The sequence below is a fragment of the Paraburkholderia sp. SSBN10T genome (assembly GCF_056619545.1).
Window position 1 is genome coordinate 113,577 of sequence record NZ_JBWQQI010000007.1, and the last position, 14,964, is coordinate 128,540.

Consider the following 14,964-nt stretch of genomic DNA (forward strand, 5'->3'; position numbering starts at 1 on the left):
GACAAGGGAGTTGCAATTGTGCCGTGTCATAAGGCCTGCCACAAGCAAACAGGCGGCAAACCGCCCGTAAACAGGCGTCAAACGGGCATCCGGGGGGGCAGGAACATGCGGCGCGCCCGACATGGGTCGCGCCGCGTTTTGCGCAATCAGTGCAACTGCCGATAGATCTGCTCGGCAAGCGACTGGGAAATCCCTTCGACGCTGGCCAGATCGTCGATGCTCGCCGCCACCACCCCGCGCAACCCGCCAAAGCGTGCGAGCAGGCGCTGGCGGCGCTTCGCGCCGACGCCTTCGAGTTCTTCGAGGCGCGAAGTCTGGCGCGTCTTGCCGCGCTTCGCGCGCATGCCGGTAATCGCGAAGCGGTGCGCCTCGTCGCGGATCTGCGCAACGAGCATCAAGGCCGCGCTCTCCTTGCCGAGCTCGAGCGGCGCGCGGCCATCGGCGAAAACCAGCGTTTCGAGCCCGACCTTGCGTCCTTCGCCCTTCGCAACCCCGACCAGCATCCCGCAATCGAGACCCACTTCGGTGAACACCTGGCGCGCAATCTCCACCTGACCCTTGCCGCCGTCGATCAACACGATGTTCGGCAAGATGCCGCCGGCGGCCGGCTCGGCGGTGTCGGCCCCGAGTGCCGGATCGGCCGCCGGGTCGGTGGACTGCGAGAGCGCTTCGTCGGCGACATTCGCGGCAGCCTGCGCCACCATCTTCTCGTAGCGGCGCGTGAGCACCTGTCGCATGGCGGCGTAATCGTCGCCCGGCGTGATGCCGGTAATGTTGTAGCGCCGGTACTCCGAGGACTGCATTTTGTGATGGTGATACACGACGCACGACGCCTGGGTCGCCTCGCCCATCGTATGGCTGATGTCGAAGCATTCGATCCGCAGGTGCGCGAGATCGTCGCATTCGAGACCAAGCGTATCGGCGAGCGCACGCGTGCGCGATTGCTGCGAGCCCTGCTCGGACAGCAGGCGCGCTAGCGCGAGCCGTGCGTTCTGCTCGGCCATCGCCAGCCACGCGCGTTTTTGGCCTTGCGGCTGGCGCAGCAGGGTGACCTTGTGGCCCACCTGTTCGATCAGCAAATCGACCAGTTCGCGGTTCGACGGCGCATGGCTAACCACCAGCACCGGCGGGACGCGGTTGCCCAGATAATGCTGTGCGATGAACGCTTCGAGCACCTCGGATTCGATGCCTGTCACACGGCGGCGCGGCGGCTTGCCGGAGGGTTTTGCGGCGGCTTCACCGGCGCTCCCGGAAGCGTCATCGGACTCACCGTCGGACTCATCGGACACGGCATCATCGGCATCCTCAGCGGCTTGGTCACCGGAGGCGTAATCAGCCTCGCCCTGCGCGAGAGCCGCCTTCAGTGCGCTCTGCGCATCGGCATCGCCGTCGTCCAGACCGCCCTCGTCGATCGTCAGCGCGCTTTCCACATGAGCTGGGAAATACGCCTTGTCCCCGAGGTGCCGGCCGCCGCGCACCATCGCCAGATTCACGCACACGCGCCCGCCGAGGGCGACCACCGCGAGAATGTCGACGTCGCTATCGCTCCCCACCTCGATCGCCTGCTGATGCAGCACCGTGGAAAGCGAGCTCATCTGGTTGCGCACGGCCGCGGCCTGCTCGAACTTCAGTTCGGCGGCGAACGCGTGCATCTTCTCCTCGAGCTCCTTCATCACTTCGGTCTGCCGTCCAAGCAGGAAACGCGACGCGTTGGCGACATCGCGCGCGTAGTCTTCCTCGCTGATCGCCCCTACGCACGGCGCCGAGCAGCGTCCGATCTGATGCAGCAGGCAAGGCCGCGTGCGGTTGTTGAACACCGAGTCTTCGCAGGTGCGCAACTGAAACACGCGCTGCAGGATCTGGATGCTCTCGCGCACCGCCCACGCACTCGGGAACGGCCCGAAGTACTGGTTCTTGCGGTCCACCGAACCGCGGTAGTACGCCATGCGCGCAAACTGATGGCCGGTCAGCTTCAGGTACGGGTACGACTTGTCGTCGCGAAACAGGATGTTGTAGCGCGGCGTGAGCGCCTTGATCAGGTTGTTTTCGAGCAGCAGCGCCTCAGCCTCGGAACGCGTGACCGTGGTCTCGATGCGGGCGATCCGCGTCACCATCATCGCGATGCGCGGCGACAGCAGCGTCTTGGTGAAGTAGCTCGAAACGCGCTTTTTCAGGTCGCGCGCCTTGCCGACGTACAGCACGGTGCCCTGCGCGTCGTAATAGCGATAGACGCCGGGCAGATGCGGCAATTGCGCGAGCACCTTCTTGGGCTCGAATGCCTCGGGGGTTTCGGAAGCTTCGGGAGCGTCTGGATAGGTCATGCAGAATCGGGCTGAGCACCGCGCCAGGATTCACGCGGAGAGTGGGGTAAGTGCTTTAGAATCGCCAGTTTAGAACATTCCGCACGTGTCCGAGACCCGGATGCCGGCCACCATGTCCTCCGCGCGCCCTCCCGCACCATCCGGCCGTCCCTCGCAAGCCAGCCAGTCAGTCGCCACGCTCGCCCGGACGCCGGTAGGCAACGCCATCGCCTGCGACCTCTTTTGCGCCGTGATCGACAATTTCGGCGATATCGGCGTGTGCTGGCGCCTCGCGCGCCAATTGACCAGCGAACACGGCTGGCAAGTGCGCATTTTCGTCGACGATCTGCATGCGTTCAAAAAGCTCTGCCCCGCGCTGGAGGTCGAGCGCAGCCGCCAGGCGGTGAGCGGCATCGTCATCGAGCACTGGCGCGAACCTACCCACGCGGGCGACATGCTGGAAGTGGCCGACGTGGTCATCGAGGCGTTCGGCTGCGAACTGCCGCATGTCTACGTGGCCGCAATGGCGCGCCGCGAGCGCGCGCCGGTCTGGCTGAACCTGGAATACCTGAGCGCCGAAGACTGGGTGGCGGACTTCCATCTGCGCCAATCGCCACACCCGCGCTATCCGCTGACCAAGACGTTCTTTTTCCCGGGACTCGGCACCGGCACCGGCGGCGTGCTCAAGGAACACCATCTGGACGCCGCGCGCGCAGCCTTCGAGGCATCGCCGCCAACGCGCGAGGCATGGTGGCGGCATGTCACCGGCCTGCCCGCGCCCGGCCCGAACGCCACGGTAATTTCGCTGTTTGCCTACGAAAATCCCGCCCTCGACAGCCTGCTCGAACAGTGGCGCGACAGTCCGGCGCCCATCGAATTGCTGGTGCCGGAAGGCCGTATTTCAGGCGCGATCGCGCACTTTTTCGGTCTGCCGTCGTTTGTGGCCGGTACGCACGCCGAGCGCGGCAGCCTGCGCGCCCACGCGCTCGCCTTCACCGACCAGCCCGGGTACGACGCGCTGCTGTGGGCGAGCCACCTCAACTTCGTGCGCGGCGAAGACTCGTTCGTGCGCGCCCAGTGGGCGGCGCGTCCATTTGTCTGGCATATCTATCCGCAAGCCGATGACGCCCATCTGCCCAAGCTGGATGCCGCCCTCGCCCACTACGCCGGCCCCCTGCCGGCCGCCGCGCGCACGGCGCTGGCGCGCTTCTGGCACGCCTGGAACGGCGCCGGCCAGCCGGACTGGGCAGATTTCCAGCGCCACCGCGCGGCTTTCGAGCAGCGCGCGGCCACATGGGCCCAGGAACTGGCGGCGCTCGGCGACCTCGCCGGAAATCTGGCCGAATTTGCAAAAAGTCAGTTAAAATAAGCGGTTATCCAACGGCCGACGACGCAAGCGCGGCACGATGGCGGCGGCGAACCTCGCACGAACGGTGTCCCACTTCACTGTGCACCTTCCTTCAGTCAAAGCGAATCGTCTTCGCGCATCGGCGCCACTCGTGTACGCGCCCGCTCCGGGTAAAACGCAGAGTCATCGGAAGGTAACGGGCTGCGGGCACCCAGGCGCCGAGGTGTGATAAGCGCCGAGCCCGCTTGCGCCGTATGCCGTTGAGCACAGTTGAAGCTACTTATTTCGTACAGGACAGTTTTATGAAGACCGCACAGGAACTCCGCACCGGCAACGTCGTGATGATCGGCAGCGACGCGATGGTCGTGCAAAAGGCCGAATACAACAAATCGGGCCGTAACTCCGCCGTCGTCAAGATGAAGTTCAAGAATCTGCTGACCGGCGCAGGCATGGAAACGGTGTACAAGGCCGACGACAAGTTCGACGTCGTTCTGTTGGACCGCAAGGAAGTGACCTACTCGTACTTCGCTGACCCGATGTACGTGTTCATGGACGCCGACTACAACCAGTTCGAAGTCGAAGCCGAAATGATGGGCGACGCCCTGCACTACCTCGAAGACGGCATGGCTTGCGAAGTCGTGTTCTACAACGAGAAGGCTATCTCGGTCGAACTGCCCACCACGCTGGTCCGCGAAATCATCTATACGGAACCGGCTGTCAAGGGCGACACGTCGTCGGGCAAGGTGCTGAAGAACGCCAAGCTGAACACCGGTTTCGAACTGCAAGTGCCGCTCTTCTGCAACATCGGCGACAAGATCGAAATCGACACCCGTACCCACGAATACCGCAGCCGCGCTTAAAAACAAGCGCCGAAGCTGCCCGGCCCCATCCCGCGGCATCGCGGGAAAGGCGGCCAGATTAAAAAGCGCCCTTTTGGGCGCTTTTTCTTTTTTCGATGACCGTGTATGGTTGAGGAAAACTTTACCGGTAGGGTTTTCGATTTTGCTAATCAACGTGCAAAGCGAGACCCACCACGCGCCATAAACCATTGATAAGCTTAAGTACTTACTAATGGCACGCTCCCTGCTTCAAGAAGCACAAGCTGTTGCGGCTTGATCTTCTTTCTGACTTCGGAGATGCGCCATGAATAATGACATTGCGGAAGGCAAGTGGAAGCAAATCATCGGCAAGGCAAAAACCGCGTGGGGCAAACTGACAGACGACGAGTTGACGAAGGCCGAAGGCCGCGCCGACAGACTCGCCGGGCTGATTCAGGAACGCTACGGTAAAACTCGTGAAGAAGCAGTGCATGAAGTGCGCCGTTTCTTCGATACGAACCGCGACTGACCGCGCGCCGCGCTGTATTGCGCGGAGCATAGCGGCCGGTCATCGCACCCCTGTCTGTCGCCGTCAACCGGCCCCGGCGCCGGGGCTCCTTCAACCTGGAAAATAGCGCTAGCCATGCCACATGCCCTGATTGTCGAAGATGATCCCAATAGCCTGTCTGGCCTGTCCGCGATCCTCGCCGCCGACGGCTTTTCCGTCGACACCGCGACCACGCTCGCCGAGGCGCGGGCTGCGCTGACGCGCTTCATCCCCGACGTCGTGCTGGTCGACCTGAACCTGCCCGACGGCAGCGGACTCGACCTGCTTCAGCATCTGCCCGCCCAACCGCCGGGCGGCGCACTACCCGTGATCGTGATGACCGGCAACGCCACGGTCGAAAGCGCGATCGAAGGCCTGCGCCACGGCATCTGGGATTACCTGCTCAAGCCCGTCAACATCCCACGCCTGCGCAGCCTGCTCGCGCGTATTCCGCGCCCCTACGAGCTGACCGAAGAAGTCCAGACGCTGCGCGCTACGTTGCGCCAGCTCGGCCGGTTCGGCCCCATGCTCGGCAGGAGCGGTGCAATCCAGCATGTGTACGACATGATCGAACACACCGCGCCAACCGAAGCGGCCGTGCTGATCGCCGGCGAAGCCGGCACCGGCAAGGAGGTCACCGCTCGCACGTTGCATGAGATGAGCCGGCGCCGCAAAGGCCCCTTCGTCACGTTCGATTGCCGCACGGCGGCGAACCTCGCAGCGCAACGCTCGCTCGATAGCATGCTGTTCGGCCACGAGCGCGGCGCCTTCGCGGGCGCCGAGCAGCGCGAACAAGGTCTGTTCGAACAGGCGAGCGGCGGCACGCTGTTTATCGACGAGATCGCTGAACTGCCGCGCCCCCAGCAGGAGGCGCTGTTACGAGCGCTCGATTCCCAGACCTTCATGCGCGTCGGCGGCACCCATCAGGTGGTCACCGATTTCCGGCTGATCGCCTCGACCCGCAAGTCGCCACGCACGGCGGTGGCGGACGGCAGCCTGCATGAAGATCTCGCGCTGCGCCTCGAAGCGGCGGCGGTCACCCTGCCGCCGCTGCGCGAGCGCGGTGACGATGCCGCGCTCTTCGCGCAAGCCATGGTCGACGAGTTGAATCGGGAGGCCAGCGCTCGCGGCGTAGCCGATATGACCAAGCAGATCGGGCCGAATTTCCTGCGCGAATGTCTCGCGTATGAATGGCCCGGCAACGTGCGCGAACTGCAGGACCGCGTCAAGCGGGCCTATCAGGCATCGGGCGACGTGCTCGAAACGCTGCGCGCCGACGAAACCGGTTCAGCAGGCGTACGCGATCTGAATGGCAGCCGGGTGCAGGTCACCGTCGGCACACCGCTCGCGGATGTGGAGGAAATGCTGATCCGCGCGACGCTCGATGCGGTCGGCGGGACGCGGCACCGCGCCGCGTCGTTGCTGGGCATCAGCCCGAAGACGCTCTACAACAAGTTGCAGCGGATGCGTCTGAACTGAGCGGCTGCACTCAGGCAAAGGCGCTGCGCAACAGGGCCTGGGCCTGCAGATATTCCGGCTCGGCGATCAGCTTGCTCCACTTGAGCGCCTTGCCGCGCGGGCGCATCCGCTTGATGCGCGCCTGCGATTCCGGCGACGGCGTGAAGCGCAGCGCGTCGAGCACCTTCTCCGCTTCCGCGGGCTGATTGCAGATCAGCACCATGTCGCATCCTGCCTGCAAGGCCGCGTTGGCGGCTTCGGTGAGCGTGCCGCCTTGGCGCGCGGCTTCCATCGAGAGGTCGTCGCTGAAGATCGCGCCCGTGAAGCGCAGCTTGCCGCGCAACACCTCTTGTAGCCAGACGCGCGAAAAACCCGCCGGCTTCGAATCGACCTGCGGATAAATCACGTGCGCCGGAATCACCGAGGCGAGCGTCAAGCCGAGCCAGTCATACGGCGCCACGTCGTCATGCAGAATCGCCTCGAGCGGACGGTCGTCCACCGGCACCGCAACGTGCGAGTCCGCCTGCGCAAAACCGTGTCCTGGGAAATGCTTGCCGCAGTTCGCCATGCCCGCCAGCGCGAGGCCGTGATTCAGACTCTTCGCCAGCATGGCGACGACACGCGGATCGCGATGAAATGCGCGATCGCCGATCACCTGCGACTGGCCATAGTTCAGGTCGAGCACCGGTGTGAAGCTCATGTCGACGCCGCACGCCCGCAATTCGGCGGCGAGGATATAACCCACCGCCGTGGTGAGCTTGGTCGCATGCAGCACGTCGGAATCCCACAACGCACCCAGCTTGCCCATCGCCGGCAGCAGCGTGAAGCCGTCGGTGCGAAAGCGTTGTACGCGGCCGCCTTCGTGATCGACGGCGATCAGCAGATCCTCGCGCTCGGCGCGGATCGCATCGGTCAGCGCGACCAGTTGGGCGCGGCTCTCGTAGTGGCGCGCAAACAGGATCACGCCACCGGTCATCGGATGCGCGAGACGGCGCTTGTCGTCGTCGGTCAGCGTCTTGCCGACCACGTCGAGCATCACCGGTCCGGGATTGGTTTTCATCGAATTCCGCAAGAAAAAGAAAGAACGCGCGGCTTGTCGACGCCGCGTCGGGATAAATCAGGGGGTTACAGAAGGGATAGCAGGCGCAGCCGAAGCAACGGGGTCCGCCGTCTCCGCGATCACGAACGAAACCGCATAGTCGTGCTCGTCGCTAATCGTCACGCGGGCCGTGATGCCGCGCGCGTCGAGCCACTCGGCGAGTTCGCCGGAAGCGACCACCATCGGCTTGCCGCTCGCCTCGTTGAGCGTTTGCAACGCGCGCCAGGTCATCGGCCAGTGCATGCCGAGGCCAATCGCTTTCGAGAAGGCCTCTTTCGCCGAAAAACGGGTGGCAAGAAACGCGAGACCGCGCACCGCCGAGCGGGCGTGGCGCGCGTGATAGACCCGCAGTTCATCGGGGCCGAGCACTTTCTCCGCGAAGCGTCCGTTGGTGCGCTCCATCACTGCCGCAACGCGGCTCACCTGAACGATGTCGGTGCCGATGCCGTAGATTGCCATGCGTGGAAAGGATCCTCGTCGCTCAGTGCGGTTGTGTTTTGCCGGGCATTGCTGCGGATTGCCGCGGATTGTTGCGCACGCGTATTGCCGGGTGCTGCCGCTTATCGCCGCAAGCCGTCAAGCGCGTGCCGCGAGACGCGCGGCGACCATGATCGCCTTCATCTCGCGCACGGCGTTGTCCCAGCCGGCGAAAATCGCATGCGCGACGATCGCGTGGCCGATATTCAATTCGACGATGCCCTCGATCGCCGCAATCTGCTGGACGTTGGTGTAGTGCAGACCATGACCGGCATTGACCTTGATGCCGAGCGAGCGGCCGAATTCGACACTGCGCACGACGCGCTCGTATTCGCGCTGCTGCTCCGCCGGATCGTGCGCTTCGGCATAACGGCCGGTATGCAGTTCGATCACCGGCGCACCTGCTTCGTGGGCAGCGCGGATCTGGGTTTCGTCCGGATCGATGAAGAGCGAGACGCGCGAGTTCGCTTGCGCCAGTTGCTGGCAGGCGGCGTGCACGGCTTCGAACTGGCCGGCCACGTCGAGCCCGCCTTCCGTAGTCAGCTCCGCACGCTTTTCCGGCACGAGGCAGACATCATGCGGCTGCACCTCACAGGCGATGTCGAGCATCTCCTGCGTCACCGCGCATTCGAGATTCATGCGCGTCTTCAGCAACGGACGCAGCTTGCGCACGTCGGCGTCGACGATATGCCGGCGGTCCTCGCGCAGGTGCAGCGTGATCGCATCGGCGCCGGCCGCTTCGGCGTCGAGCGCCGCGCGGATCGGATCCGGGTAGGAGGTGCCGCGCGCATTGCGCAGCGTAGCGACGTGATCGATATTCACGCCCAGGTCGATGACAGTCGGCGACGTAAGAAAGAAGCTCATAAGTTCTGCAGGTCGATCAGGATCTGGCGCGTCGCGAGCGGCGTGCCGCCAAGATAAGTATTGAGCAAAAAGCGCATCAGCGTCTTGCTTTGCGCCACGGTCTGCGCACGATGGTAATCGTCCGCTTCCATATCGAGCAAGGTCTGGCCGGCAATCACCGGCCATTGCGCGGGCAGGTCGTCGGAGGCTTCGCGCACGCCGCGCTCCGGATCGAACACGTAGCGCCCCTCAGCCACCACCGTCTTGCGCGCCACCGTGCGGCTGAGCGCCATGGCATAGCCGGTTTCGCGCAGCAGCACGCGCTCGAACGAGCGCAGCACCTGCACGGCGGGTTCGTCGTGCGCGAGGCGCGCGAGCGTGACCACATAGTGCTGGAATAGTTGCGGATGCGGATCTTCGCGCCCGCAGAATTTGACCAGCAATTCGTTGACGTAGAAGCCGCACAGCAACGCGTCGCCAGCCAGCGGCAACATGCCGCCTACCCATTCGGCGCCGGTCAGCGTTCGCACTTCGGATTTTCCGGACCACGACAGCGCGAGCGGCTGGAAGGTCTGCAGCACGCCGCGCAAGGCGGAATGCGGGCGCTTGGCGCCTTTTGCCACGAGAGCGAGGCGCCCGTGATCGCGCGTCAGCACGTCGATGATCAGACTGGTTTCGCGATGCGGGTAGCTATGCAGGACGAACGCCGGCTGCTCGGTGACCTTGTACTCGGAGCCGGTGCTGCGCGGCGACCGGCGTGCCGGCGCCTTGCGCGGTTCGGCGCCGGCTGAAGTGGCCGAGGTGTCCGAACCTTCGCCGGCAGATTGGCGTGAGGCGTTGCGGGTGGAGGACCCGGATGAGGGAGAACTCGACTTCTTCGATGCACGGGCCTTCGACGGCTCGCGCGTCGGCGCGTCCGGCTCGACGTCGTCCGGTTCAGCGTCCGGTTGCAGCGTCATCCATGCGTCATTCGTACCCATACGCGCGGAGTCCGGCTTCGTTGTCGGCCCAGCCACTCTTCACCTTGATAAAGGTCTCCAGATACACCGGGCCGTCGAACAGCTTTTCCATGTCGAGACGCGCTTCGGTGCTGATCTGCTTCAGCTTGGCGCCCTTCTGGCCGATGATCATCGCCTTGTGCGTGTCGCGGTCCACCATGATGGTGGCGAAAATGCGGCGCAGGCGTCCTTCGGTTTCGAACTTGTCGATCAGCACGGTGCTCGTGTACGGCAGTTCGTCGCCAGTCCAGCGGAAGACTTTCTCGCGCAGGATTTCGGCGGCTAGGAAGCGCTCGCTGCGATCGGTCAGGTCGTCTTCGCCGTAGATCGGCGCGCCTTCCGGCAGGAACGGCTTGACGGTCGCCATCAGGCGTTTGATGTCGTCCGGATTCTTGGCGGACAGCGGCACGATCTCGTTGAACTGGCGCAGCGCGCTCACCTGCTGCATGAACGGAAACAGCGAATCCTTATCCGAAACGCGGTCGAGCTTGTTGGCGATCAGCAGCGTCGGCACCGACGGCGGAATCAGGTCGAGCACCTTCTGGTCGTCCGGACCGAAACGGCCTGCTTCGATCACGAACAGGATCGCGTCGACCGAGGTGAGCGTCGAAGTCACCGCGCGGTTGAGCGAGCGGTTCAGCGCGCCACTGTGCTTGGTCTGGAAGCCCGGCGTGTCGACGAAGATGTACTGCGCGTCTTCCAGCGTGTGAATGCCGGTGATGCGGTGGCGCGTGGTCTGCGCCTTGCGCGACGTGATACTGACTTTCTGGCCGACCAGCGCATTCATCAGCGTGGACTTGCCGACGTTGGGGCGGCCGACGATCGCGACCATGCCGCAGCGAAAACCAGTGGGAGTAGAAGCGTTCATATTCAGGCTACGGCAAGTTCGTGTGGACGCGCGACAAGGCGCGCGTCCATTCAATCAATGGCCCGCATCGGCGACGCGCGTTTGTACCGCGTCGGCAACGCCGGGTTCGAGTTCGGCAGGCGCCGCTACGCCGGGCGCAAGTTCGCGGGCGCGGGCTACGGCGGGTTTTTCGGTGCTGCGTGAAGGAGCGTCGGATCTGTCGTGCTTGTCGGCGCGCTCGGTCTTCTCCGCCCGTTCCGCCTTTTCTTTGTCCGCTTTGTCCGGTCCAGCCGGGTTGCTATATTCCACGTGGGCGGCACGAATCACCGCGAGCGGCGCGGCGGCGAGCGCAGACGCCGGCGCTGCACTAGGCGCCGCGCGTTCGGCAACGGCTTCGGCTGTCGCGGCCGCCCTGGATTCGCCGCGCACATGACGTTCGGTCTTGCGCTCAGGCGCGCGCAGGTCCAGCGCGGCCTGCACGCCGGTCACGCCAGGAACGATCTCCGGCTCCGTGTTTTTCGCCGCCCGCGCACCCTTCGAGCGCTTCGGCTTGGCCACCACGGCGGGCGCCGCGGCCATCACCTCGTCAAGCGCCTTCTTGGCCGCAGCCTGTTCGGCGGCGCGGCGGCTAGCGCCCGAGCCGGACACCTTCACTTCCAGCTTCGGAACCGTGCACTCGACTTCAAACTGCTGATTGTGCGCCGCACCATGAGTCGCGACGACAGTGTAGGTCGGCAACGCGATCTTGTGCCCCTGCAGATATTCCTGCAGCAGCGTCTTCGAGTCCTTGCCGAGGGTGCGCGGATCGATATGATCCAGAATCGGCACGTAGAGCCGCTTGATGACCGTCTGGGCGGCTTCGAAGCCGCCGTCCAGGAAGATAGCGCCCAGAATCGCTTCGAGCGTGTCAGCGAGGATCGACGGGCGGCGGAAGCCGCCGCTGCGCAGTTCGCCCTCGCCCAGCCGCAGACCGTCGGAAATATTCAGGGCCTGAGCAATTTCATACAGCGACTGCTGTTTGACCAGATTGGCGCGGACGCGCGACAGGTCGCCCTCGTCCAGCTTGCCGAAACGTTGGAACAATAGCGCAGCCACCGCGCAATTCAGAACGGAGTCGCCGAGAAATTCCAGCCGCTCGTTATGCGTGGCACTGTGACTGCGGTGAGTTAAAGCCTGGCGCAACAATTCCGCATTGCGAAATTCGTAGCGCAAACGGCTTTCCAACGGAGATAGGGGCATGTGCAGAGTATAACGCGGGCGCCTGCCCCGGCGAAAACGCGGGGAGGCCAACGGAAAAAGCGTAGTGAAGCGACCTTACCGCACGTTCTTAAAGTAGCGTGATAACACGCCGCGCTCGATGAGCGACATCTGCGCGGCGTGTTGTGTGGTCAGCGTGCGGCGAACGCTGTGACGATCAGTTGAACGTCCCAATGCGTTTCAGATTGCTGAAATTCATCCAGATAAAGAACGCGCGGCCGACGATATTCTTGTCCGGCGCAAAGCCCCAGTAACGGCTATCGGCGCTGTTATCGCGGTTATCGCCCATCATGAAATAATTGCCGGGCGGCACCTTGCAGATCACACCCCGTGCGTTGTACGTACAGTTGTCGCGATACGGGTAATCTTCCGCGCCGACGATGAACGGTGGCACCGCCGGATTGTTCAGAATCGCATTCTTGCGGCCGTCGATGTCTTCTTCGAACTGCTTCGCGTAACCGATGCGCTCTTCGTCGAAGTAGTCAGGCAGCGGCGTCTCCGGCACAGGCTTGCCGTTGATCGTCAGTTGCTTGTCCTGATAAGCGACTACGTCGCCCGGCAGGCCAATCACGCGCTTGATGTAGTCGACCGATTCGTCTTTCGGGTAACGGAATACCACCACGTCGCCGCGCTCGAGCGGACGGCCTTCGGTAATCTTGGTGTTGGTGATCGGCAGACGAATGCCGTATTCGTATTTGTTGACGAGGATGAAGTCGCCCACCAGCAGCGTCGGCACCATCGAACCCGAGGGAATCTTGAACGGCTCGACCACGAACGAGCGCACCACGAACACCACCAGAATCACCGGGAAAAAGCTCGCCGAGTACTCGAGCCACCACGGTTGCCGCAGCTTGTCATCACGCAGACGCGCCCGCGTTTGCGGAGCGTTTTCGTCGGCAAAGCGCTCGCCGACGCGTGCCTGCTGGCGATCGAACTCGGCTACTGCCTCGTCCGCCGCGCGCCGCCTTTGCGGCATGAAAACCAGTTTATCTGCGACCCATGCGACGCCCGTAATGATCACGAGCACAAAAAGAATCAGCGCAAAATTCATAGAGTTCCGTTCTTCGTCTTATTTGTCTTCGACACGCAGAATCGCGAGGAAAGCCTCTTGCGGAATCTCGACGGACCCGACCTGCTTCATTCGCTTCTTACCTGCCTTCTGCTTTTCCAACAGCTTTTTCTTACGCGAAATGTCGCCGCCGTAGCATTTTGCCAGCACATTCTTACGCAAAGCCTTGATGTTTTCGCGGGCGATAATATTCGAGCCGATGGTCGCCTGAACCGCCACGTCGTACATCTGGCGCGGAATCAGTTCGCGCATCTTCGCCGCCACTTCGCGGCCGCGGTACTGGCTCTGCGAGCGGTGCACGATCACCGAGAGCGCATCGACCTTGTCGCCGTTGATGAGCATATCGACCTTGACGACGTCCGCCGCCCGGTATTCCTTGAACTCGTAGTCCATCGAGGCATAACCGCGGGAGATCGACTTCAGACGATCGAAGAAGTCGAGCACGACTTCGCCCATCGGAATTTCATAGGTGAGCTGCACCTGGCGGCCGTGGTACTGCATGTTGATCTGCGTACCGCGCTTTTGCGTGCACAGCGTGATCACCGCGCCCACATAGTCTTGCGGCATGTACAGGTTCACGGTGACAATCGGCTCGCGCACTTCTTCGATCCTCGACGGATCAGGCATCTTTGCCGGGTTCTCGACCATGATGGTCGTGCCGTCGCGTTGCAGGACCTCATACACCACGGTCGGCGCCGTGGTGATCAGGTCCATGTCGAACTCGCGCTCGAGACGCTCCTGCACGATCTCCATATGCAGGAGACCGAGGAAGCCGCAACGGAAGCCGAAGCCAAGCGCCTGCGAGACTTCCGGCTCGTAATGCAGCGAGGCGTCGTTGAGCTTCAACTTTTCCAGCGAGTCACGCAGCGCGTCGTACTGGTTCGCCTCGACCGGATAGAGACCGGCGAACACCTGCGGCTTCACTTCCTTGAAGCCCGGCAGCGGTTCGCTGGCCGGACGGTTCACGAGCGTGACCGTGTCGCCGACCTTCGCAGCGGCCAACTCCTTGATGCCGGCGATGATGAAGCCCACCTGTCCGGCGGACAGCACCTCGAGATTCTTCGACTTCGGCGTGAACACGCCGATGTGTTCGACCGGGTACTGCGCGTCGGTCGCCATCATCCGGATCCGGTCCTTCGGACGCAGCGTGCCGTTGACGATACGCACCAGCATCACCACGCCGACGTAGTTGTCGAACCACGAATCGATAATCAACGCCTGCAGCGGCGCTTGCGGATCGCCCTTGGGCGGCGGCACCTTCGCGATCAGCGCTTCCAGGACGTCTTCCACACCGAGGCCCGTTTTCGCGCTGCAATGCGTCGCGTCGGTCGCGTCGATGCCGATCACGTCTTCGATTTCGGTAATCGCGTTTTCCGGGTTCGCCGCCGGCAAATCGATCTTGTTGAGCACCGGAACCACTTCGACACCGAGTTCGATGGCCGTGTAGCAGTTCGCCACCGTCTGGGCTTCGACGCCCTGGCTCGCGTCGACCACCAGCAGCGCGCCTTCGCACGCCGACAGCGAGCGGCTGACTTCGTACGAGAAGTCGACGTGCCCCGGCGTGTCGATCATGTTGAGGTTGTAGATCTGCCCATCGCGGGCGCGATAGGACAATGCAGCCGTCTGTGCCTTGATGGTAATGCCGCGCTCGCGCTCGAGATCCATCGAGTCGAGCACCTGGGCTTCCATTTCGCGGTCGGACAGGCCGCCGCAAATCTGGATGATGCGATCGGCGAGCGTCGACTTGCCATGGTCGATGTGCGCAATGATCGAGAAATTACGAATATGATCCATTCAGTACCGATCAAGCGAAAAAGGCGCGCTCGGACGATTGCGGAGCACGCCTTGTAAGTAGGTGAAAAACCTGTCTATTTTAGCCGAAAAAGGCTTCCGCCCCGGCATA

At 63.3% G+C, this 14,964-nt stretch carries 13 protein-coding genes; 4 read left to right on the forward strand and 9 right to left on the reverse strand.

The genetic code is table 11. The annotated features are described in order from the left end of the window. Positions 1-146: 146 nt before the first annotated feature. Positions 147-2,321, reverse strand: a complete 2,175-nt coding sequence (gene uvrC, locus AC1ECK_RS13095) for an excinuclease ABC subunit UvrC (protein WP_480319652.1) — start codon at positions 2,319-2,321, stop codon at positions 147-149. 112 nt (positions 2,322-2,433) lie between these two features. Between uvrC and earP the strand changes: the two genes are divergently transcribed. From earP to AC1ECK_RS13115, 4 genes are all read left to right on the forward strand, one after another. Then, positions 2,434-3,669, forward strand: coding sequence for an elongation factor P maturation arginine rhamnosyltransferase EarP (gene earP / locus AC1ECK_RS13100; protein WP_480319654.1), 1,236 nt, complete (start codon positions 2,434-2,436; stop codon positions 3,667-3,669). 281 nt (positions 3,670-3,950) lie between these two features. Continuing rightward, positions 3,951-4,508, forward strand: a complete 558-nt coding sequence (gene efp, locus AC1ECK_RS13105; protein ID WP_090684360.1) for an elongation factor P — start codon at positions 3,951-3,953, stop codon at positions 4,506-4,508. 283 nt (positions 4,509-4,791) lie between these two features. Further along, positions 4,792-4,995 carry a CsbD family protein gene (locus AC1ECK_RS13110; RefSeq protein ID WP_480319661.1) on the forward strand — a complete coding sequence of 68 codons (204 nt, stop codon included), beginning with the start codon at positions 4,792-4,794 and terminating at the stop codon, positions 4,993-4,995. A gap of 114 nt (positions 4,996-5,109) precedes the next feature. After that, positions 5,110-6,492: a sigma-54-dependent transcriptional regulator gene (locus tag AC1ECK_RS13115; protein ID WP_480319663.1), complete on the forward strand. Its 1,383-nt coding sequence runs from the start codon at positions 5,110-5,112 to the stop codon at positions 6,490-6,492. 10 nt (positions 6,493-6,502) lie between these two features. On the opposite strand, the gene nagZ is transcribed toward AC1ECK_RS13115, so the two are convergent. The 8 genes from nagZ to lepA form a co-directional block, all read right to left on the reverse strand. Beyond that, a complete protein-coding gene (gene nagZ, locus AC1ECK_RS13120) occupies positions 6,503-7,531 on the reverse strand; it encodes a beta-N-acetylhexosaminidase (RefSeq protein ID WP_480319665.1) in 1,029 nt (342 codons plus the stop codon). Between the two features lie 57 nt (positions 7,532-7,588). Further along, positions 7,589-8,029 (reverse strand): holo-ACP synthase, encoded by a 441-nt coding sequence (acpS, locus tag AC1ECK_RS13125; protein ID WP_480319667.1) that lies wholly within the window; start codon positions 8,027-8,029, stop codon positions 7,589-7,591. Between the two features lie 117 nt (positions 8,030-8,146). Further along, complete coding sequence (pdxJ, locus tag AC1ECK_RS13130) at positions 8,147-8,911, reverse strand: pyridoxine 5'-phosphate synthase (protein ID WP_480319669.1); 765 nt, start codon at positions 8,909-8,911, stop codon at positions 8,147-8,149. After that, positions 8,908-9,870: a DNA repair protein RecO gene (gene recO, locus AC1ECK_RS13135; RefSeq protein ID WP_480319671.1), complete on the reverse strand. Its 963-nt coding sequence runs from the start codon at positions 9,868-9,870 to the stop codon at positions 8,908-8,910. The genes pdxJ and recO overlap by 4 nt, the downstream gene beginning before the upstream one ends. Then, positions 9,857-10,756, reverse strand: coding sequence for a GTPase Era (gene era / locus AC1ECK_RS13140; RefSeq protein ID WP_137953878.1), 900 nt, complete (start codon positions 10,754-10,756; stop codon positions 9,857-9,859). The genes recO and era overlap by 14 nt, the downstream gene beginning before the upstream one ends. A 54-nt stretch (positions 10,757-10,810) precedes the next feature. Then, entirely contained in the window at positions 10,811-11,974 is a 1,164-nt protein-coding gene (gene rnc / locus AC1ECK_RS13145; protein ID WP_480319673.1) for a ribonuclease III, read from the reverse strand. Between the two features lie 175 nt (positions 11,975-12,149). After that, the gene (gene lepB, locus AC1ECK_RS13150) at positions 12,150-13,043 is read right to left on the reverse strand and encodes a signal peptidase I (protein WP_480319675.1); all 894 of its coding nucleotides are present in this window, start codon (positions 13,041-13,043) and stop codon (positions 12,150-12,152) included. An 18-nt stretch (positions 13,044-13,061) separates the two neighbouring features. Beyond that, positions 13,062-14,855: a translation elongation factor 4 gene (lepA, locus tag AC1ECK_RS13155; protein WP_480319677.1), complete on the reverse strand. Its 1,794-nt coding sequence runs from the start codon at positions 14,853-14,855 to the stop codon at positions 13,062-13,064. Positions 14,856-14,964 lie beyond the last annotated feature (109 nt).